Consider the following 20,398-nt stretch of genomic DNA (forward strand, 5'->3'; position numbering starts at 1 on the left):
GTGAACTGTTCAGTCATGGAGATTGACGTAAAATGGTTAAGTCCCGATTAACCACGATCATTCACTATATTTATTAGGAAATACTCAAAGAAAAAGCCGGCTGCAGAGCCGGCTTTTTCAGGCGTTACTGTCGTGGAAGCTCACGCCGCCGAGCGGGCATTGGCGATGACGCCGACGAGATCGTTGACGATCTGCTCCACCTTCGCGCTGTCGTCGCCTTCCGCCATGACGCGGATCAGCGGTTCCGTGCCCGAGGGGCGGATGACGAGGCGGCCATTATTGGCCAATGCGCTTTCCGCATCCGCAATCGCCTGCTGCACGACAGGGTTTTCCAGCGGCTTGCCGCCGGAAATACGGACATTCTTCAAAAGCTGCGGCACCGGCTCGAACTTGCGGCAGACTTCGCTGACCGTGAGGCCGGAGCGCTTGACCTTGGCGAGAACCTGCAAGGCCGCAACAAGGCCATCGCCCGTCGTGCCATAATCCGACAGCACGATATGGCCGGACTGCTCGCCGCCGACGTTGAAATTGTGGTTACGCATATGCTCAACGACATAGCGGTCGCCCACCTTGGTGCGGGCAAGGGTGAGGCCCTTGTCGCCCAGGAAACGTTCAAGACCGAGATTCGACATGACGGTCGCCACGATACCGCCGCCGCGCAGCGTGTTGTCGGCAGCCCAGCTATCGGCGATGACGGCCATCAGCTGGTCGCCATCAACGATCTCGCCGCGCTCGTCAACGATGATGACGCGGTCCGCATCGCCATCGAGCGCGATGCCGATATCGGCCCGTACTTCATGCACCTTCTTCTGCAGCGCTTCCGGGTGGGTGGAGCCGCATTCCAGATTGATGTTGATGCCGTTCGGCTCATTGCCGATGGTGACGACTTCCGCGCCGAGTTCCCAGAGCGCAGCAGGCGCCACCTTGTAAGCCGCGCCATTGGCGCAGTCGATGGCGATCCGCAGTCCGCTCAGCGTCACATCGCGCGGCAGGGTGCGCTTGACGAATTCGATATAACGATAGATGTCGCCATCCACGCGCTTGGCGCGGCCGATCTCGCTCGGCTTGGCCAGCTGCGCATAGATATCCTTGTCGAGAAGGTCCTCGATCTCCAGCTCCAGCTCGTCGGAAAGCTTGTAACCATCCGGTCCGAAAAGCTTGATGCCGTTATCGGAGAAGGGGTTGTGCGAGGCCGAGATCATCACACCGATATCGGCGCGCAGCGAGCGGGTCAGCATGGCGACGGCGGGCGTCGGAATGGGGCCGAGCAGAAAGACATCGAGGCCGGCGGCGGTGAAGCCGGCGACCAGTGCGTTCTCCAGCATATAACCGGAAAGGCGCGTATCCTTGCCAATGACCACGCGATGGCGATGATGGCCACGGCGGAAGATCGTCCCGACCGCAATGCCCACGCGCATCGCCAGATCAGGCGTCATGGGGAATACGTTCGATTGTCCACGGATACCATCGGTTCCGAAATAACGGCGTGCCATTTGAACTCCAAATCTTTTCCAGCATTCCGGCAAAGGTGAAAACAGCCGGAAGCGTTTTTGGCTAGATGCCACAAACCACGATAAACAGCACGTAAATTAGCGCAAAAATGGCTTATATCTTGTTACCAAAATGAAAAGGCCACCCGGAAACCCGGATGGCCTTTTACAATTCTTAGCTTGCGCGAACGATCAATGCGGCTGCGGCTCCATGCCGCCTTCGGCCTCACCGTCGCCCTTTGCTTCGCCGTCACCCTTTACTTCACTGGGGCCGTCCTTCTTGGTGCCTGCCTTCGGCACTGCCGAACCACGGCTGCCCGGAGAATCGTCACCCAGGTCGCGGGCGGGCTTCTCGCCCTTCAGCAGGGCCTTGATCTCGTCGCCCGTCAGGGTTTCGTATTCGAGAAGACCTTCGGCAATCGCAACGAAACCATCGTGGTTTTCCGTCAGGATACGGCGCGCCTCGCCATAAGCCTCGTCGATCAGGCGGCGAACTTCCGTGTCGATGGTCTGGGCCGTCGCCTCGGAGACGTTCTTCGACTGCGAGACGGAATGGCCGAGGAAGACTTCCTGCTGGTTTTCACCATAGGACACCTGGCCGAGAGCATCGGAGAAGCCCCATTGCGTGACCATGGCACGGGCAAGCTTGGTGGCCTGCTCGATATCCGAAGAGGCGCCGGAGGTGATGTTTTCCTTGCCGAAGGTCAGTTCCTCGGCAACGCGGCCACCCATCATGATGACGAGACGCGACACCATCCACTTGTAGCTCATGGAGTAGCGGTCGCCTTCCGGCAGCTGCATGACCATGCCGAGCGCGCGGCCACGCGGAATGATTGTCGCCTTGTGCAACGGATCGGCCACGGCAACCTTCAGCGCGGTGATGGCGTGTCCGGCTTCGTGATAGGCGGTCAGCTTCTTTTCGGCCTCGGTCATGGCGGAGGAGCGGCGTTCCGCACCCATCATGATCTTGTCCTTGGCGTCTTCGAATTCCTGCATGGTGACGACGCGCTTGTTGCGGCGGGCAGCCATCAGGGCGGCTTCGTTGACGAGGTTCATCAGGTCCGCACCCGAGAAACCGGGGGTACCACGGGCCAGAACCTTAAGGTCGACATTCGGCGCCAGCGGCACGTTGCGGATATGCACCTTGAGAATGCGCTCGCGGCCGACAATATCCGGGTTCGGCACGACGACCTGACGGTCGAAACGGCCGGGACGCAGAAGTGCGGGGTCGAGAACATCAGGACGGTTGGTGGCGGCGATGAGGATGATGCCCTCATTCGCCTCGAAACCGTCCATCTCGACCAGCAGCTGGTTCAGCGTCTGCTCGCGCTCGTCGTTACCGCCGCCAAGACCGGCGCCGCGATGGCGGCCGACGGCGTCGATTTCGTCGATGAAGATGATGCAGGGTGCGTTCTTCTTGGCCTGCTCGAACATGTCACGCACACGGCTTGCGCCGACGCCGACGAACATTTCCACGAAATCCGAACCGGAAATCGTGAAGAAGGGTACATTGGCCTCGCCCGCGACGGAACGCGCCAGAAGCGTCTTACCCGTACCGGGCGGGCCGACGAGCAGCACGCCACGCGGAATTTTGCCGCCGAGGCGCTGGAACTTCTGCGGATCGCGCAGGAATTCGACGATTTCCTCGAGGTCCTGCTTGGCTTCGTCCACGCCTGCAACGTCATCGAACGTCACGCGGCCATGGGCTTCCGTCAAAAGCTTGGCCTTGGATTTGCCAAAGCCCATCGCACCACGCGAGCCGCCCTGCATCTGCCGCATGAAGAACAGCCAGACGCCGAGAATGAGGAACATCGGCAGAAGCGTGCCGAGATAGCTCAGGAAACCGGAGGAACCGTCGCTTTCAGGACGCGCCACGATGGTCACGTTCTTGCTCTGCAAGCGCTCCATCAGGCTGTCGTCGATGACGGGGGAATAGGTCTGAAAGGCCGTGCCGTTTTCGGTGTAGGTTCCGAGAACCCGGTTACCGGTGACGGTCACGTCGCGAACTCGCCCGGAATCCACATCGCGAAGAAACTGGGAATACGGAATTTCCCGCGAACCCGTTTGCGTCGGCGACGTCTGGAACATGCTGAACAACGCGATCAGCAAGAGGGCAATCACGGCCCACAAGGCGAAATTTCTGAAATTTGGGTTCATCGAACTCCCCGAACTCACACGGGCATATCTGCTGCCCGCTCTTACGTGCCCCTAACATAAGGACGACATCTGCCGTTGCCAAGGCAAAGCGCATTATCTGATGCGTTTTGGTGTAAAAACTATTCCAAGGCAATTCACGAAAAAGAGGCCGGATTTAAACCGGGGGCTGTGGATATGCCGTCCGCCCGAATAAATTGGCGATTGCATTCGCCAACTCAAGGTCGAAACGCGACAGGAACAGATCGAAAGGTGCGAGCCTCGGCGTGATGGTGACGGCCTCCGCCCTCGAACCCGGCTCATCGGCCGCTGCGGCAATTTGCGGCAGCCCCGCCATTGCCTGTTTCGCCACGCCGGCCTGTACCGACGAAAAAAGCGCGGCCGCTTCCGCAGCATCGCTGGCCCTGCGCGCTTTGACGTGCACTGGAAAAGCCGATCCGTTCTTCACGAGGAAACGATCGTCCCACAGCCCTTGGTCATTTGCGCCAATATCAAGCTCCGGCAGGTTTCGCTGCTCGCGGAACATATAGAGCCCGTCCCGCCGGCGATCGAGCAGGACGCGACCGACCGTCAGTCGCCCGTTTTCAGCCGCTTTAAGAAACCGCAGAACGCGCTCCATGCTGCTTGCGGCTGGAAAATATGCCCTTCCGCCAAGGGTGGCGATCAGCGCCGCCAGCCCATGCCGGAACTCGGGAAGATCGGGATTGACGCCATCGCCGGCCAATCTGGCGAGCGCAGCATGGAAAACCTGTGTGTGACCGCGCAGGAAAGCCGCCGTTGTTTCGGAAAGCGCCCGTCTTTTGAGAGAGGTTTCCGCATCGATCCGAACGGGAGAGACGGGAAGCGCCTGCCGTACACGCACTCTCTCATATCGGGTGTTTTCATTGCTTGGATCCTCAAACCAGCCGCGGGAGCGGGAGGACACATAGTCACGGATCGCCTGCCTCTCACACGTCAGGAACGGCCGCATGATCCAGTGGCGGCCATCGTATAAGACCGCATCCGCCATGCCGGAGAGACCGAGATTGTCAGAGCCGCCGCTGCGGGCGGCGCGCATCGCCACGGTTTCACGCTGGTCGCCGATTGTATGCCCCGTCACGACAAGATCAGCGCCGGTCTCGCGGGCGACCTCGGCAATCAGGCGGTAGCGGGCAAGCCGGGAGGCTTCGGAAAGGCCGGAGGCCGGTTTGACGCCGTCCCATCGGCGGGTAACGTGGGTGATGCCGAGTTCGGCGCAGAGCGCCGCCACCTTGCGCGCCTCATCGGCGGATTCCGCTCTCAGCGCGTGGTCTACGGTGACAGCCGAAAGGCGCAAGCCGTCCCGACCCATCTCCGCCATTGCCTCATGCACGGCCAGCAACAGACCGGTGGAATCACTGCCTCCGGAGATTGCGACGAGGATATGGGCGGGTGTGTGGAGATTTTTGACAAAAGACCTTGCCGCCGCGAGCGGCGCAACAGTCTTTTCGTTCAGAATGCGGGCATCAACCGGCATGGAAATACCCGCGATCGCAGGGAAAAATCAGCAGCTCAGCCGTTTCTGTTCGCTGGCAACCTTGCTCAGCACGGTCTTGGAAGCATTGGGATAACGCTTCGGCACCTCGCGCAGCGTGGCGCAGGCGGTTTCGGTATTGTCGAGAGCGGCAAGCGACATGCCGAGCTTCATCAGCATTTCCGGCGCCTTCGGAGATTTGCCATAGGCCTGATGGCCGTTCAGGAAGGTTTTTGCGGCCTCATTGAACTTGCCCTGGGAATATTGCGCCTCGCCCAGCCAGAAGCTCGCATCCGCGGCCTTCGTGCCCTTGGGATAACCCTGCAGATATTGCTGGAACCCCTGTTCCGCCAGCTTGTAGTCACCGGAAAGAACATGGCCGTAAGCGGCCTGATAAATATCGCCTTCGCTGGTAAGCGCCGCCGTATTCACCGGATCCGTCTTGCGCTGGCTATTGCCCGTGCTGACGCCCGGAAGGCTGCCGGAAGAATTATTAGCGCCCTGATTCAACGTGCCGCCAACCGGCATTCCCTTGGAATCGAGCTCGATGGAGCCGAGCGTCGTCTCTCCCGGTGCGCCTGTCGGGGCGGTGGAGGGAGCAGACGGAGAAACGGAAGCGCCACCCTCGGGTGGCGTTTCGATGATCGTTGCAACGTCGTCGGTCGGCGGTGAGGCCGGATTGACCGGACTGGCTTCCGCCTTCTTTTTCGGCGCAGCGGTCGGGCTTGCACCCTTGCCGCCGGCATTGCCGCTCTCCAGTTCCTGGAAGCGGAACTCATTGTCTTCCTGCGCCTTGCGGATCGTTTCCTGCATCTGCAGAAGCTGGAAGCTCATTTCCTCGATACGGCCGTTGAGCTGCCGGATCTGTTCTTCAAGCTGCTGAACCCGATAGGCTTCATTGGCCTGAACCCGGACGACCGGGGGCTGCTGAGAGTTGATCGTGCCGAAGCTACCCCCCGCACCGAACAGCGGACCCGAAACGGCGATGCCGCTCAAGCCGGTGCAGGCTGCAAGCCCCAGCATTCCCGCCACGACAAGTTTCTTCATCTCATTCGTCCTGCCTTAACTGATTTGCACCGGAATGGCGCAAGCCGGATTTTTTCCATATCAACCGAAAAAGCAACTTAACTTCGGCCAAACTATGAAAAAAACAAAAGGCGGCCCAAAGACCGCCTTTCATTCAAGATCACAATAACGTCAGGCAATCACATGCCCGCGCCACCGAGAACCGTCACGGCGCGGCGGTTCTGCGACCAGCAGGAGATGTCGTCGCAAACGGCGACCGGCTTTTCCTTGCCGTAGGAGATCGTCTTCATGCGGTTTGCCGGAACACCCTGGGAAGCCAGGAAGTCGCGGGTTGCAGCCGCACGACGGGCGCCGAGCGCCAGGTTGTATTCGCGCGTGCCGCGTTCGTCGGCATGGCCTTCAACGGTGATGGCGTAGTTCGGATAACGGGCGAGCCACTGAGCCTGGCGCTGCAGGGTCTGCTGGGCGTCGGCGCGGATCGAGGTGGAGTCAGTGTCGAAGAAGATGCGGTCGCCGACGTTCACCGTGAAGTCCTGCTGGGAGCCCGGCGTTGCGGAGCCCGCGCCACCAAGGCCAAGTTCACCGGCGCTGTTCGGCATGTTCTTCTTGTTCGCGCAACCTGCGAGGGCAAGCGCGAGCGTCATGGCGATGACAGCCGGGTTACGGGCCAGTTTCTGCATGGGGCTGAGTGCCGAAATGTGTGTACGGCTCATCGCCGGTCTCTCCTTAGGATTTCAATAACGTTGCCGGACACTAACTGATCGCGGTTAATAGCCGGCAAACGCTTATGGTTAACAGAAAGGAAATGTCCCATTTTTTGCTCCCTCACAACAGTTTGCGGCAAGAAAGAGGCGCACTTCCCCATGGTATCAAATAAAACATGACGGCGCCGGTTCATGCCGGCGCCGTCATGGCAGTCATATCAGTCCAGAAGCGGCGACCATGCCGGATCCGAAGCGAAAGTCGGCGTCTTGATGAGCTGTTCGTTGTAGCCCGTCAGGTCGATCGAATAGAGCTGCGGACCGCCCGCACCGGCGTTCTGACGGAAGAACATCAGCACGCGGCCGTTGGGCGCCCAGGTCGGGCCTTCATTGTGGAAACCGCTGGTCAGGATGCGCTCGCCCGAACCGTCGGTCTTCATCACGCCGATCGAGAACTTGCCACCCGACTGCTTGGTGAAGGCGATCAGATCGCCGCGCGGCGACCAGACCGGCGTGGAATAGGAGCCATCGCCGAAGGAAACGCGCTGCTGGCCGGAACCATCGGCATTCATGACGTAAATCTGCTGGCGGCCGCCACGGTCGCTTTCGAAGGCAACGCGCTGCCCATCCGGCGAATAGGACGGCGCCGTATCGATCGCCGACGTATTCGTCAGCCGCGTCGTGGTGCGAGAGCGCAGGTCCATCGTATAGATATTGGCGTTGCCATCCTGCTGCAGGCTCATGATGACCTTTTGGCCATCCGGAGAGAAGCGCGGCGAGAAGGTCATACCGGGGAAATTGCCGACAACTTCGCGCTGCCCGGTTTCCAGTTGCAGCAGATAAACGCGCGGCTGCTGGCCTTCGAAGGACATGTAGGTCACTTCCTGACGGTTCGGCGAGAAACGCGGCGTCAGGACGATGTCGTTCGAGTTGGTGAGGTTACGGACGTTGAAGCCATCCTGGTCCATGATCGACAGCTGGCGCTTGCGGGCCGTCTTCGGGCCGCTTTCAGAGACGAAAACGACGCGGGTGTCGAAATAGCCCTTTTCACCGGTGATGCGCTCATAGATGGCGTCGGCGATGATGTGGGCGACGCGGCGCCAGTTTTCAGGCTGGGTAAAGAACTGCTGGCCAGTCATCTGCTGGTTGGCGAACGTATCCCACAGGCGGAACTCGGCGCGCAGGCGGCCATCGCTTTCGCGCGTCACACGGCCAGTCACGAGCGCCTGCGCGTTGATGACCTTCCAGTCCTCGAAACGCGGCTGCTGATCCGGATTGCTGATCTTTTCGATAAAGGCGTTCTTGTTGACCGGCGCAAAAAGGCCGGAACGCTGCAGGTCGGCGGCAATGACCGCGGAAACCTGCGCGCCGATGCCGTCGCTCGACATGAAGTCGGTGATGGCGATGGGCAGCGGCTCGACATTGCCCTTGTTGATGTTGATTTCCACCCGCGCAAAAGCCGGTGCGGAGAAAACCGACATGAGGGCCGCGACAGCGAGCACCAGCCGGATCGGCGAAAATATCTTCATGTTGCCAGGCCTTTCAGCATTCATAGCAATTCACTGGGATCGAAGTTCACGACAACTTCGTTCCATGCGTCATATTTGTCGGCAGGAAGGTTGGTGAACGGAGCAGAACGCATGATGGCGCGATAGGCTCCGCCGGAAAGAGCACGGCGCGTCCCTTCGGAACCGCCGGTCGCCTCGATCTCGGGCCGACCGATGATGGTTCCATCACGGTCGAGCTTCATGGTGACCCGGACGCGAACGTCCGAGGCATCCGCCATGCCGGGAATGATTTGCCAGTTCTTCTGGATCGCGCCACGCAGCGCATCCATTTCCGTCTGGCTGAGCGTCGAACCGCCCGTCGTCTTCTTGCCGCCGAGAGAGGCCTGCTGGGTGGAGCGCTTGGCGCCGCCGCCCGAGGGGGCCTGTTTGTTCAAAAGCGCGGCGATATCGTCAGCGTTAAAATCGCTTTCCTTCGAGGAAGCCGATTTCGCAGTCTCCTGCTTCTTCTCGCCGGGCTTCTTGTCGGAAGGCTTGTCGGTGGACTTCGCCTGATCGGGCTTGGTCTCGGCCGGTTTTTCCGCGGGCTTCTGCTCGGCAGGCTTGGTCTCGGCCTGCTTCGGCTCTTCCGGCTTCGGCGGCTCGGGACGGGAATTCGGGCGCGGCACGTTCTGCGGCACGGGGATTTCGGCCGGTTCCTGCTGCGCGGGCGGCGGCTCCTCGGCCTTGGTTTCCTGCGGCGGCGGCTCCGTCTTCGGCTGCGGCGCGATCTCGGGCTTGGTCTGCGGCAAGGCAGCCATTTCCTGCGGCTTCGGAGCCGAGGTTTCTTCCTTGACGATTTCCTTTACCTCGTTCGCCTTGGTGTCGACGACGGGTTGCGGCTTTTCCTGCTTCGGCGGGGCAGCAGCGCTGATATTGTCGTTAGGCTTGGTGGTCGGCGTCGGCGGTGCGTCAAGATCGACCGTGTTGTTGCCGACATTCTGGGCGTTCTCGACGATATCCGGACGCGTGGTCGGAACGGGGGCCGACTTCTCTGCTTTCGGCGCGTTCTTGTCGCCCTGCTGGATCTGGCTCAGCTCCTCGATGGGCACCAGTTCCACCGGCAGAGCCTCGGCCTGCGAAACGTCAAGCGGCTCCGGCGAGCCCAGGGATACGAGGGCGAAAGCCAGAAGCGACGCATGCACGATCGCGGATGTGGTAAGGCTGCCCTTCATCGTTTTACGTCAATTGTCCTGTTTCTGCTGGGTCACAAGGCCGATATTCTTGAAGCCCGCCGCCTGAATACGCGCCATCACATCGGCAACGACGCCGTAAGCGGCAACGGAATCCGCGCGCACGAAGATGCGCTCGTTATAACCTGTCGTGGCGATCGCCTGCAGCTTGTCGGCCACTTCGGCCGCCTGAATTTCCGTTTCCTGCAGATGGATCTGGCCATTGGCATTGACGGAAATGGTGATCGGCTGCGTGTCCGAGTTCAGCGCATTGGCGGATGTCTGCGGCAGATCGATCGGCACGCCGACCGTCATCATCGGCGCTGCCACCATGAAGATGATGAGCAGCACGAGCATGACGTCGACCAGCGGCGTCACGTTGATCTCGCTGATCGCGCCGCCCCTGCGTCGTCCGCCGCGCCCCCGGCGTCCACCGGAACCGCCGCCGCTGCCACCTGCTGACATACCCATATCATCTACTCCATTTTGCCTTGCGGCAAATTACTGCACAGCATGCGGCCGCTTACTGGGCGGCCTGCCGCGTCTGAAGTTTTTCATCGATCTGGCGCGACAGGATCGCGGAGAACTCGTCGGCGAAACCTTCCATGCGGGCGGAAAGCTTGTGCGCGTCGGCCGTGAACTTGTTGTAGGCGATAACCGCGGGAATAGCCGCGACAAGGCCGATGGCCGTCGCCAGAAGCGCTTCGGCGATACCCGGCGCCACGACCGCAAGGTTGGTCGACTTCGAACCGGCAATCGCCTGGAACGAGGTCATGATACCCACAACCGTACCGAAGAGACCGATGAAGGGACCGGCCGAACCGATGGTGGCGAGCGAACCGAGGCGCGCCTCGTACTGTTCGCTTTCACGCGCCATGGTCACGTCCATCGCCCGGTCGATACGCATCTGCAGACCGATGGGCGAACGTGCGCCGCGCTCGAAGGATTTCTTCCATTCGCGCATGGCGGAAACGAAAATCGCCGCAAGACCGCCGTTCTGGCGTTCCGCCAGCGTGCGATAAAGCTCTTCGAGCGACTGACCCGACCAGAAGACCTGTTCGAATTGGTCGAACTGGCGTCTTGCCTTGCCGAAGCTCACATATTTGTCAAAGACGATCGCCCACGTCCAGACCGAGGCGGCGATAAGTCCGATCATCACGAGCTTCACGATGAGGCCCGCCTGCATAAACAGTGCCCAGAGACTTACATCGTGCGTCGCCGCTGCCAAACCTGCCTGTTCCATAAATATCCAATCCCCGAATCCAAACGCCCGGTACGGGACCGGGCGATTCAAACGCGTGTTAACGCTCGAAGTCCTGCGGCAACAGCCGCCAACCCCTTAGCCATACCCCGATACTTGCCAGTAAGCCTTACTTGCCAATAAATTTGGTGAAAGGAAGGCGTGCGCCGCACAAATGCCAGTTGCTAAAGTAAGACACCATTATGGTTAAAGGAGTGTTACAGCCAGGCCACGCGGGATGGATTTACTGGATGCGGCCGCCAATTACTTCAGGAATTTTTCCGCCACGGTCTCCGGAAGACGCCTCGGGCGACCATTGGCATTGATGACGGCGATGATGACCTTGGCGGCGACCAACAGTGTTTCGCCACGCCGGATTTCCTGATTGAGCACCATTTTCGCGCCACCGGCCTTCTCGGTGATGGTCGTGATCGTCAACACGTCATCCATTCGCGCCGGGCTTTTGAAATCGATCTCCATGCGATGAACGACGAAGACCAGACCTTCTTCGTCAGCGGTCAGAAGCGCGCTTTGTTCGCAGCCGAGGCAACGCAGGTAATCGGTGCGCCCGCGCTCGAGAAAATGCAGATAGCGGGCGTGATAAACGAGGCCGGAGAAATCCGTATCTTCGTAATAGACACGCTGCATCAGGCGGTGGCCATGTTCGATAAGCTCACCCGAAAGCGAAACCACAAGCTCGCTCATACTATCTCCTTATTTCGACTGCATCAGAACGTCCTTCGCGGACGATAAGATGCTCATGCCGTTGCGGCAGCGCCTCAATACGCTCCGCGATGAAACGGGGCCTCAGATCGCTCTTCAGAAGTGCTGAAGGCTGCGCGGGCAGCCAGCGGAACTCCACCTCGACGCCATCCAGCACCCGATGCACGATATCGCTTTCATGGAACGGCAGAGGCTGTTGAAGCGAAACGAGATAATAAAATCCCAGCTCATGCGCCGCAAAGCCGTCATAGGCGAAAAAACTCTCGGCCGACCAGAGAAGACGCTCGACCGAGCAATCCCGGTCAAGCTCCTCGCCGATCTCGCGGATGATGGTTTCCTGCGAGCTTTCGCCGATTTCGGCCCGCCCGCCGGGCAAGGCCCAGTAGCTGTCCTTCGCGCCGCGCTGGACGAGAACATGGCCGTTCTGAAAGATCAGCGCCGCCACGCGCATGCTGAAAAGCTGCGGTTTCCGGTCCAGCCGGATCATGTGGCGTTCGGGGGCAGAGGTCATTTATCGTCCAGATCGCCGTCATGCCAGACGAGGTGTCTCGTGGCCTTCGGCAGGTGCTCTATTTCGTCGGCGATGAAATAGGGCGGAATATCAAGCTCCGTCAATGCCTGACGGGTTGCGGCGACCCAGCGGAACTCCAGTTCGTTGTCGCCGTCCTGAACGCGGTGAATGATATCGGTCGGATGAAAGGCCAGCGTCTCCGGCAGGTCCATCAGGTAATAAAATCCGAGTTCGTGCCAGTCCTTGCCCTCGTAGTGGAAGAAATTTTCGACTGCCCAGAGAAGCCGCCCGATCTTGGCCTCGACGCCAAGCTCTTCCACCATTTCGCGCGCCAGCGTTTCTTCGGAGCGCTCGCCCATTTCGGCGCGACCGCCCGGAAAGGTCCAGAATTTTTCATGCGACGCCCGGTGCACCAGCACGTGGCCATCGCGAAACGCCAGTCCCGCCACCCGCATCTGGAAAATGCGCTTCGGCTTGAACTTCATGCGGATGCGGGTGTCCTGCTTGGTATCGTGTGTCATGGCGCTGACCTGCGGGCTGGAAACATCAAATCGGTTTCCGTCCACCCTAACGCATCCATCTCTTCTTTTCTTGCCTTTGCATCATCGCCCACAATGAATTCATCCAGTTGCGGCGGCTTGACCACGGTGCCGGACAACATGGCATGCGCCTGCCCCCGATGATGCGTCTGGTGCTGGAAGAGATGGGACAGGATATCGTCGCAGCGATCGTGCTGTATACGCGCGCCGCGATGGATATTGACGTTAGCGGCAAGGCCGTCTTCATCGAGGCTGTCGACAAATGCGATCAGCACCTCGTCCAACTCCGTCTGGGCGACACGCAGATCCGCCATGGTGGCGAAAGGCTCTTCTTCAGCAAAGGCCGCAAGGCCGAGCGTGCCGCCTTGCAGGGCATCGATATAAAAGCGGTCGACGGTGTAGATGTGGTTCAGCGTCGCGCGCAGCGTTGGAAAGAAACTGACGCGGGAAGCCACAAACGCTTCCTGCGAAAGCTGAAGACAGGCCCGATGCAGCCGAAAATTGGCCAGCCGGTTATTGCGCGCGAGTTTGCGGAAGACCCGCAGCGAATCGTAAGACATGAAGGCTCCTCCATTGCCGCCGAAGAACGGCGTCGTTCAATCGACGCGCTCAAGCTCCGATCTGCTTTTCAGAACCCTGGCGCCGTCTTCCTGCTCGATCAGATAGGCAGGCTCCTGCCTGCTTGCCTTCCGCTTTATTCTGGAGCCGGCGATGGTGCGTTCGACATCATCCGTGAAAGTCTCGACGATTTTACCTTCACCGGTGCCACTGCTCCAGTTCCACCGGACCTTCGTGCCCTTGCGATACACCGACATGATCATCTCCGTGCCAAAGACGATCAAATGCCGGCACGCCGGGCTTGTTCCCTCAATCCTCCTCCAGCGTCAGCCGGAACTGTGCCGCCTCGAGATCCTTTGGCGGCTGCATTCCCAGATGTTTCCAGGCCGTGCCGGTCAGAATGCGGCCACGTGGCGTGCGCTGGATGAAACCCTGCTGGATCATATAGGGTTCGATAATATCCTCGATGGCATCGCGCGGCTCCGAAAGGCCGGCGGCGATGGTTTCGATGCCAACCGGGCCTCCGCCGAAATTGACCGCGATCATGGTGAGATACCGCATGTCGAGCTGGTCGAGGCCCATTTTGTCGACCAGCAGCCGGGTCAAAGCCTCATCGGCGATCTCGCGGGTAACGGCTTCCGCCCGCGCCACCTCGGCGAAATCGCGCACGCGGCGCAATAGCCGGCCGGCGATGCGCGGCGTACCGCGCGCGCGCCTTGCCACCTCGCGCGCCCCCTCGTCGGTCATGTTCAGCCCCATCAGCCGCGCGCCGCGCCGTACGATCAGTTCCAGTTCGTCGACAGTGTAGAAAGCCAGCCGGACGGGAATGCCGAAACGGTCGCGCAGCGGCGTCGTCAAAAGCCCCAGACGGGTCGTCGCAGCGACAAGGGTGAATTTGGAAAGATCAATCTTCACCGAGCGCGCCGCCGGTCCTTCGCCGATGATGAGGTCGAGCTGGAAATCCTCCATTGCCGGATAGAGTATTTCCTCCACCGCCGGGTTGAGACGGTGGATTTCATCGATGAAGAGTACGTCGCGCTCCTCGAGATTGGTCAGAAGCGCTGCAAGATCGCCCGCCTTGGCGATGACGGGGCCGGAGGTGGATTTGAAGTTGACGCCAAGCTCCTTGGCCATGATCTGCGCCAGCGTGGTCTTGCCGAGACCGGGCGGGCCGACGAACAACACGTGATCCAGCGCTTCACCACGGTTCTTGGCCGCCTCGATAAATACCTTGAGATTGGCGCGGGCCTCCGCCTGGCCGGTAAAATCGTCCAGCGATTGCGGACGCAGGGTGGTGTCGATGTCCTCACCGCGCTTGTCCGCCGAAATCAGTCTGTCCGCATCGCTCATTCAGGGCATTCCATTGTTCTAAACGAATTCATGAGGTGGTCTTCGCCGCTATATCATGACTGTCACGCCAAGGCGCTTCACGAAATTCAACATCGCGCCCGAACACCATGTGTACCGCGCCCGGCCTACCGCGAAAGCTCTTTCAGCCCGAGCCGGATCAGCTTGGCGCTGTCGCCGCCCTCCCCGCCGTTCTTCAGCGCGGCGGCAACCGCATTGGCGGCCTGGTCGCGCGAGTAGCCGAGATTGGTGAGCGCGGAAACGGCATCCGCTACCGGCGCGGACGCGACGCCTTCGCCAAGCTCCTGCTTGAGGCCGATTGAGGCGGAAGCCTCTCCCGCAAAGGCCGGAGCCTTGTTGCGAAGCTCGGTCACAAGACGCACCGCCACCTTTGGCCCGACGCCCGGCGCGCGCGAGATCATCGTTTTGTCCTGTAGCGCAATGGCATTGGCCAGTTCGGAGGGTGACAGCGTGGAAAGAACGGCCAAGGCCACTTTCGAGCCAACACCCTGCACGCTCTGCAGCAGGTTGAACCATTCCCGCTCCAGCGCCGAGAGAAAACCGAAGAGCTTCAGCTGGTCCTCACGCACATAGGTTTCGATGAACAGCACCACCGCCTCCCCGACGGAGCCGATTTTCGACAGCGTGCGCGCCGAACAATAGGCGACGTAACAGACGCCGTGCACATCCACCAGCACATAGTCCGCGCCGATTTCCTCGATGCTGCCCTTCAGTTTTCCGATCATGATGCCGCCCGCTGCAATGAGACTCTAAATATTCAACCGGCCGCCAGCAGTCGCCGCATCCTGTCACCGCCGCGATTATGGGCGTGGCAGATTGCGATGGCGAGCGCGTCCGCCGCATCGTTACCCTTGAATTCGGCCTTCGGCATCAGGATTTTCAGCATCATGTGAATTTGCTGCTTTTCGCCGTGCCCTACACCGATCACGGCCTTCTTGACCGCGTTCGGCGCATATTCGAAGACCGGCAACCCTGCGCGCGCCGGAACCAGCATGGCGATGCCGCGTGCCTGGCCGAGTTTCAGGGTCGCAACCGCATCCTTGTTCACGAAAGTCTGCTCCACCGCCGCTTCATCGGGCTGGTGGCTGTGCACGATATCCGCCAGCCCGTCATGCAGCTGGCAGAGCCGCGAGGCCAGATCCATATCACCGTCCGACGTCACCGTGCCGGAGGCGACAAACCGCAGGCTGTTGCCGAGGGTGTCGATCACCCCCCAGCCGGTGCGCCTTAATCCGGGGTCAATGCCGATGATTCGAATCGTCTTTTGCATGAGGCACCTTATCTTTCCGGCTGCGACCCTGCCAGCGATAAGTGAACAAAACGACAACATTCATCAAATTTGCGGTGCAGCATTTACCTCTGCTTAAACCGCGTACCGCATTGTTCCCTCACAAAAACAAAAAAGGGGAGCTGCGGACATGATGATCCGCAGCATAATATTTGAGCCATATCAGCCATCCGGTGGCGCCACATGCTTGGCGCGGGAACTGATCCGGCATTGGGGGCTGCATCGGCCATGCTGAACCGTTTTCATTCCATATCCACCAAAGTGCTGGCGATTTTCCTGGCGCTGATGGCGATCTCGACCGGGGCTCTGACGCTTCTCGGCTATCAAAGCAGCAGCGGCGTTCTCGAAGAACAGGCGTCGAAATCCATGGAGAGCATTCTCGTCTTTCGCGGCGACATGCTTCAGGAGCGTCTTGAGCAGCTGAAAACGCAGGCGGATTCCATTGCCAAGATCGAATCCCTGCAAATGGCTGTCGTCTCCATGCGCAGCGGCTGGGCGACCGTGCAGAAGAATTCCGGTGATGCGAAGGCGGAACTGCAGCGCGTCTTCGTCAAGGAAAACCCCTTTGGCGAAAAGGAAAAGCTGATCAAGCCGGAAAGCCCGAGCGGCTTTTATTATTCAACCCATGAGAAGACCCAGACGGATATTGGCGGTTATCTGCAGGGAACGCCGTTCAGCGACGTTCTCTTCATCGATCCCGCAGGCACGGTCTATTACTCTTACCTGAAAGGATCGGCTTTCGGGGAAACCGTCACCGGCGGTGCCTGGACGGAAAGCGGCCTCGGCGCGGCCTTCGCACGCGGCGCTGCGAACGGCGAAAAGGCCGTGAACGACGTGGCGCAGACCAGCTTCTCCGGCCTGCGCATCGATGCCGCCACGAAAGAAGCCGGCATTTATTTCGGCGTTCCGGTCGTCAAGTTCGGCGCGTTCAAGGGCATCGTCCTCTTCCGGGTCAAGGAAGAGGTCTTCAGCCAAATCCTCACAAAGGGTGTGACGGCCGGCAGTTCCGAACAGTCGGCAATCGTTTCCGCCGATGGCAAGGTTATCGGCGTGGAGGGCAACAGGCTGGTCGGCCTCGATCCGGCAATCTATGGTTTCCATGGACAAGCGCTGAATACGACGGGCATGACGATTGCCAAGATCGACCGTGCGGATGGCGAGGCCAATGCCTATGCCCGCCCCTTCTCCTTTGCCGGGGAAAAATATCTCGCGGTGGAAAGCATGCTGCGCAGCGAATTAAATGCGGGCTCGGTTTCGATTGCCGGCACGCTTGCCGTGATTGGCCTTTGCGTTCTGGCGGCCATGTGCGCGGCCACGGCCTTTTTCGCGCGGCGTCTCTTTGCACCGCTGGAAAAGCTTGCAGGATTGACCGGCGAAGTGGCCGCAGGCCGTCTCGATGCGGAGATCGGCAATCAGGACCGAAAGGACGAGATCGGCCGCATGGCGCAGGCGCTCGGCAGTTTCCGCGAAAAGCTCATCCTGCAGCGGGAGATGGAAGAAACCGCATCGCGCACGCGGGAGGAAGCCGAAACGGCCCGCCGCGCGCATCTTGCGGAACGGGAGGCCGAGGCCGGCACCCTGCAGATGGTCGTGCATTCCCTGGATGAAGGTCTGGACCGGCTGGCGAACGGCGACCTCGCCTATCGTATCGAAACCGTCTTCCCCGACGATCTCGAAAGCCTGCGTCATAACTTCAACACGGCGCTTTCCCGGCTCAGCGAAACCATGCAGGCCATCGGCCGCAACTCCGCCGCGGTTCGTGGCGGTTCCGAGGAGATGCGGGTGGGCGCCGATCAGCTCGCCGAACGGACCGAGCGGCAGGCAGCCTCCATCACCGAAACGGCAAGCGCCATCAAGGCGATCACGGAGGCCGTCCGCGACCAGATCGAACGCGCCGAACAGGCAACGCGGATCGCCCGCGACGCCAGCGCGGAGGCCACGGCATCCAGCCGCGTCATGGAGCAGACCATCGCCGCCATGGAGGCAATCCAGACCTCGTCGCGCCAGATCAACCAGATCATCGGCGTCATCGATGAAATCGCCTTCCAGACCAACCTTCTCGCCCTCAATGCCGGCGTGGAGGCAGCCCGTGCGGGCGAAGCCGGCAAGGGCTTTGCGGTCGTGGCGCAGGAGGTGCGCGAACTGGCGCAGCGTTCGGCAGCGGCCGCAAAAGAAATCACCAGCCTGCTGAAACGCTCCACGGACGAGGTTTCCGCCGGCGTGGCGCTGGTGGAAAAAGCCGGCACGTCGCTTTCCGGCATCGGCAAGCATGTGCAGACCATCAGCGCGCGCATCGAGGAGATCATGGACTCCACCCGCGAGGAAGCGCACACGCTCTCGGAAATCAACAGCACCGTCGCCAGCCTCGACACCATGACCCAGCAGAATGCCGCCATGGTGGAAGAAACGACGGCCGCCATTCACAATCTCGCCTCCGAAGCGGGTGAAATGGATGGCAGGCTTGGACAATTCGCACTGGCTTCCGACCGGAATGCGGCAGGCCATCACAACGCCCGACAAATTCGGCGGGCAGGCTGAGAAAGAAATGGGCCTCTTCGGAGGCCCAATTTTTTTGAACCATCCTTCAATTCTGCGCGACTTCACTGGTAAATCGGGACACGCGTCTTACATCCGCAGCAAAGATTTAAATTTCGCAGGAGCGTCGGATGATCCCCTTTTCCATTCTCGACCTTTCGCCCATCGGCGAAGGCGAGAGCGTCAGCGAGGCGCTTGAAAATTCCCGCCGAATGGCGATCAAGGCCGAAGAACACGGCTATAACCGCATCTGGCTGGCGGAGCACCACGGCATGCCGGGCATTGCCAGTGCTGCAACATCGCTGGTCATCGCCCATGTGGGCGCGGCCACGAAACATATCCGCGTCGGCTCCGGCGGCATCATGTTGCCCAACCACTCCCCGCTCGTCATCGCCGAGCAGTTCGGCACACTTGCGGCGCTGCTTCCCGGCCGCGTCGATCTCGGTCTCGGCCGTGCGCCCGGAACCGACATGCGCACGGCACGGGCGCTGCGCCGCAATCTCGATGCCGGCGCGGAGAATTTCCCGCACGATATCGTCGAACTCCAGCGTTACCTCGGCCCGCCGCAGCAGGATCAGGCTATTCTCGCCGTGCCCGGCATGAATTCGAATGTGCCGATCTGGCTGCTCGGTTCCAGCACCTATAGCGCGCATCTCGCCGCAGCCCTCGGCCTGCCCTATTCCTTCGCCTCGCATTTCGCGCCTGACATGCTGATGGAAGCGATCCATATCTATCGCGAGCGCTTCCAGCCCTCAGAAGTGCTGGACAAGCCCTATGTGATGGTGGGTGTGATGGGCGTCGGCGCCGATACGGACGAGGAGGCGCAGCATCTCTTCACCTCGTCGCAGCAGCAATTCGTCAACCTGCGCCGCAACGTGCGCACGCAGTTTCCGAAGCCGGTGCACAGCATGGACGATTACTGGAACGAGATGGAGCGTTTCTCTGTCGAACACACACTGCGTTTCGCGGCCGTGGGCTCACCTGAGACGATCCAGCGCCATCTCGACGGTTTCCTGGCGGAAACGCAGGCGGATGAGCTGATCGTTTCCATGCCGATCCATGACATCGAAAAACGGCTGCGATCCGTGGAGATTTTTGCCGACGTGCGAACCTCCATAAAGAAGGCCGCCTAAACAAAAAGCCCCGGAGCGGATCGCTACCGGGGCTTTTTTTGAAACATGAGACGTCAGGCGGAAAGCTTGGCGAGAATTTCTTCGGACACTTCGAAGTTGGAATAGACGTTCTGTACGTCGTCATCGTCTTCGAGATTGTCGATGAACTTCATCAGCGACTGCGCCTTTTCTTCATCCACCGGCACCGTGTTCTGCGGCTTCCAGATGGCCTTGACGCTTTCGGCTTCGCCCAGCACGCCTTCCAGCGCCTTGGAAACCTCGTTCATCGCTTCGAAACCGCAGATGATGGTGTGACCGTCTTCGGAAGATTCGACGTCGTCGGCACCGGCCTCGATGGCGGCTTCCATGACCTTGTCGGCATCGCCGACTTCAGCCTTGTAGGAGATTTCGCCGACGCGGTCGAAGGAGAAGGAGACCGAGCCGGTTTCGCCGAGAGCGCCGCCGGCCTTGGTGAAGATGGAGCGAACGTTGGAGGCGGTGCGGTTGCGGTTGTCGGTCAGGGCCTCGACGATGACGGCGACGCCGCCCGGGCCGTAACCCTCGTAGCGGACTTCGTCATAGTTTTCGCCATCCGCACCGGAGGCCTTCTTGATCGCGCGCTCGATATTGTCCTTCGGCATGGACTGGGCCTTGGCGTTCTGGATTGCCAGACGCAGGCGCGGGTTCATGTTCGGGTCGGGCATGCCCGTCTTTGCCGCAACGGTGATTTCGCGCGCAAGCTTGGAAAACATTTTGGACCGCACGGAGTCCTGCTTGCCCTTGCGGTGCATGATGTTCTTGAACTGTGAATGACCAGCCATGGAAAACCTGATTGTCGTAATTTGGAGATTGCGGGCCTTATAAGTGCGATAGCCGCGCCATTCAACCCCGCAAGCGCTTTCTCTTGCCGCAACAACGGAAGGAACTGATTTATCCGCTCTTCGT

Annotated in this window: 20 protein-coding genes; 2 read left to right on the forward strand and 18 right to left on the reverse strand. The window is 60.3% G+C overall.

Features of this window, described 5'->3' with window-relative positions; genetic code table 11:
* Positions 1 to 140: 140 nt before the first annotated feature.
* The 17 genes from glmM to ruvC all read right to left on the reverse strand — a co-directional run bounded on the left by glmM (position 141) and on the right by ruvC (position 15,788).
* Positions 141 to 1,493, reverse strand: coding sequence for a phosphoglucosamine mutase (glmM, locus tag ACIK7D_RS15855; RefSeq protein WP_003523248.1), 1,353 nt, complete (start codon positions 1,491 to 1,493; stop codon positions 141 to 143).
* Between the two features lie 189 nt (positions 1,494 to 1,682).
* Positions 1,683 to 3,647, reverse strand: a complete 1,965-nt coding sequence (gene ftsH / locus ACIK7D_RS15860) for an ATP-dependent zinc metalloprotease FtsH (RefSeq protein ID WP_080819500.1) — start codon at positions 3,645 to 3,647, stop codon at positions 1,683 to 1,685.
* Positions 3,648 to 3,801: 154 nt separating this feature from the next.
* Complete coding sequence (gene tilS, locus ACIK7D_RS15865) at positions 3,802 to 5,139, reverse strand: tRNA lysidine(34) synthetase TilS (protein ID WP_400156770.1); 1,338 nt, start codon at positions 5,137 to 5,139, stop codon at positions 3,802 to 3,804.
* 27 nt (positions 5,140 to 5,166) lie between these two features.
* Complete coding sequence (gene ybgF, locus ACIK7D_RS15870; RefSeq protein WP_174024291.1) at positions 5,167 to 6,183, reverse strand: tol-pal system protein YbgF; 1,017 nt, start codon at positions 6,181 to 6,183, stop codon at positions 5,167 to 5,169.
* Positions 6,184 to 6,341: 158 nt separating this feature from the next.
* Positions 6,342 to 6,875 carry a peptidoglycan-associated lipoprotein Pal gene (gene pal / locus ACIK7D_RS15875; protein ID WP_003506243.1) on the reverse strand — a complete coding sequence of 178 codons (534 nt, stop codon included), beginning with the start codon at positions 6,873 to 6,875 and terminating at the stop codon, positions 6,342 to 6,344.
* A 209-nt stretch (positions 6,876 to 7,084) separates the two neighbouring features.
* Positions 7,085 to 8,392 (reverse strand): Tol-Pal system beta propeller repeat protein TolB, encoded by a 1,308-nt coding sequence (tolB, locus tag ACIK7D_RS15880; RefSeq protein WP_003523242.1) that lies wholly within the window; start codon positions 8,390 to 8,392, stop codon positions 7,085 to 7,087.
* A 20-nt stretch (positions 8,393 to 8,412) separates the two neighbouring features.
* Entirely contained in the window at positions 8,413 to 9,582 is a 1,170-nt protein-coding gene (locus ACIK7D_RS15885; protein WP_003523241.1) for a cell envelope integrity protein TolA, read from the reverse strand.
* A gap of 9 nt (positions 9,583 to 9,591) precedes the next feature.
* Positions 9,592 to 10,050 (reverse strand): protein TolR, encoded by a 459-nt coding sequence (gene tolR / locus ACIK7D_RS15890; protein ID WP_003523240.1) that lies wholly within the window; start codon positions 10,048 to 10,050, stop codon positions 9,592 to 9,594.
* Positions 10,051 to 10,102: 52 nt separating this feature from the next.
* A complete protein-coding gene (gene tolQ / locus ACIK7D_RS15895; RefSeq protein WP_003523238.1) occupies positions 10,103 to 10,822 on the reverse strand; it encodes a protein TolQ in 720 nt (239 codons plus the stop codon).
* Between the two features lie 261 nt (positions 10,823 to 11,083).
* Complete coding sequence (gene ybgC / locus ACIK7D_RS15900) at positions 11,084 to 11,524, reverse strand: tol-pal system-associated acyl-CoA thioesterase (protein ID WP_400156771.1); 441 nt, start codon at positions 11,522 to 11,524, stop codon at positions 11,084 to 11,086.
* A 1-nt stretch (position 11,525) separates the two neighbouring features.
* On the reverse strand, positions 11,526 to 12,053 hold the full coding sequence (locus ACIK7D_RS15905) for an NUDIX hydrolase (RefSeq protein WP_400156772.1): 528 nt from the start codon (positions 12,051 to 12,053) through the stop codon (positions 11,526 to 11,528).
* Positions 12,050 to 12,574 (reverse strand): NUDIX hydrolase, encoded by a 525-nt coding sequence (locus ACIK7D_RS15910; protein WP_080819505.1) that lies wholly within the window; start codon positions 12,572 to 12,574, stop codon positions 12,050 to 12,052. The genes ACIK7D_RS15905 and ACIK7D_RS15910 overlap by 4 nt, the downstream gene beginning before the upstream one ends.
* The gene (locus ACIK7D_RS15915; protein ID WP_400156773.1) at positions 12,571 to 13,152 is read right to left on the reverse strand and encodes a DinB family protein; all 582 of its coding nucleotides are present in this window, start codon (positions 13,150 to 13,152) and stop codon (positions 12,571 to 12,573) included. The genes ACIK7D_RS15910 and ACIK7D_RS15915 overlap by 4 nt, the downstream gene beginning before the upstream one ends.
* Before the next feature lie 36 nt (positions 13,153 to 13,188).
* Entirely contained in the window at positions 13,189 to 13,407 is a 219-nt protein-coding gene (locus ACIK7D_RS15920; RefSeq protein WP_400156774.1) for a DUF2945 domain-containing protein, read from the reverse strand.
* 52 nt (positions 13,408 to 13,459) lie between these two features.
* A complete protein-coding gene (gene ruvB, locus ACIK7D_RS15925) occupies positions 13,460 to 14,500 on the reverse strand; it encodes a Holliday junction branch migration DNA helicase RuvB (protein ID WP_031234297.1) in 1,041 nt (346 codons plus the stop codon).
* A gap of 125 nt (positions 14,501 to 14,625) precedes the next feature.
* The gene (gene ruvA / locus ACIK7D_RS15930; protein ID WP_003523218.1) at positions 14,626 to 15,243 is read right to left on the reverse strand and encodes a Holliday junction branch migration protein RuvA; all 618 of its coding nucleotides are present in this window, start codon (positions 15,241 to 15,243) and stop codon (positions 14,626 to 14,628) included.
* Between the two features lie 32 nt (positions 15,244 to 15,275).
* Positions 15,276 to 15,788 carry a crossover junction endodeoxyribonuclease RuvC gene (gene ruvC / locus ACIK7D_RS15935; RefSeq protein WP_003523217.1) on the reverse strand — a complete coding sequence of 171 codons (513 nt, stop codon included), beginning with the start codon at positions 15,786 to 15,788 and terminating at the stop codon, positions 15,276 to 15,278.
* A gap of 246 nt (positions 15,789 to 16,034) precedes the next feature.
* On the opposite strand from ruvC, the gene ACIK7D_RS15940 reads away from it, so the two are divergent.
* Both ACIK7D_RS15940 and ACIK7D_RS15945 read left to right on the forward strand, forming a co-directional pair.
* Positions 16,035 to 18,344 carry a methyl-accepting chemotaxis protein gene (locus tag ACIK7D_RS15940; protein ID WP_400156775.1) on the forward strand — a complete coding sequence of 770 codons (2,310 nt, stop codon included), beginning with the start codon at positions 16,035 to 16,037 and terminating at the stop codon, positions 18,342 to 18,344.
* A gap of 128 nt (positions 18,345 to 18,472) precedes the next feature.
* Positions 18,473 to 19,474, forward strand: coding sequence for an LLM class flavin-dependent oxidoreductase (locus ACIK7D_RS15945; protein ID WP_080819508.1), 1,002 nt, complete (start codon positions 18,473 to 18,475; stop codon positions 19,472 to 19,474).
* Positions 19,475 to 19,527: 53 nt separating this feature from the next.
* Here the strand turns inward: ACIK7D_RS15945 and ACIK7D_RS15950 are convergent, their stop codons facing one another.
* Positions 19,528 to 20,274, reverse strand: a complete 747-nt coding sequence (locus tag ACIK7D_RS15950) for a YebC/PmpR family DNA-binding transcriptional regulator (protein ID WP_400156776.1) — start codon at positions 20,272 to 20,274, stop codon at positions 19,528 to 19,530.
* Positions 20,275 to 20,398: the final 124 nt, after the last annotated feature.

This window comes from Agrobacterium sp. P15N1-A, from assembly GCF_044626815.1.
Taxonomy (GTDB): Bacteria; Pseudomonadota; Alphaproteobacteria; order Rhizobiales; family Rhizobiaceae; genus Agrobacterium; species Agrobacterium leguminum.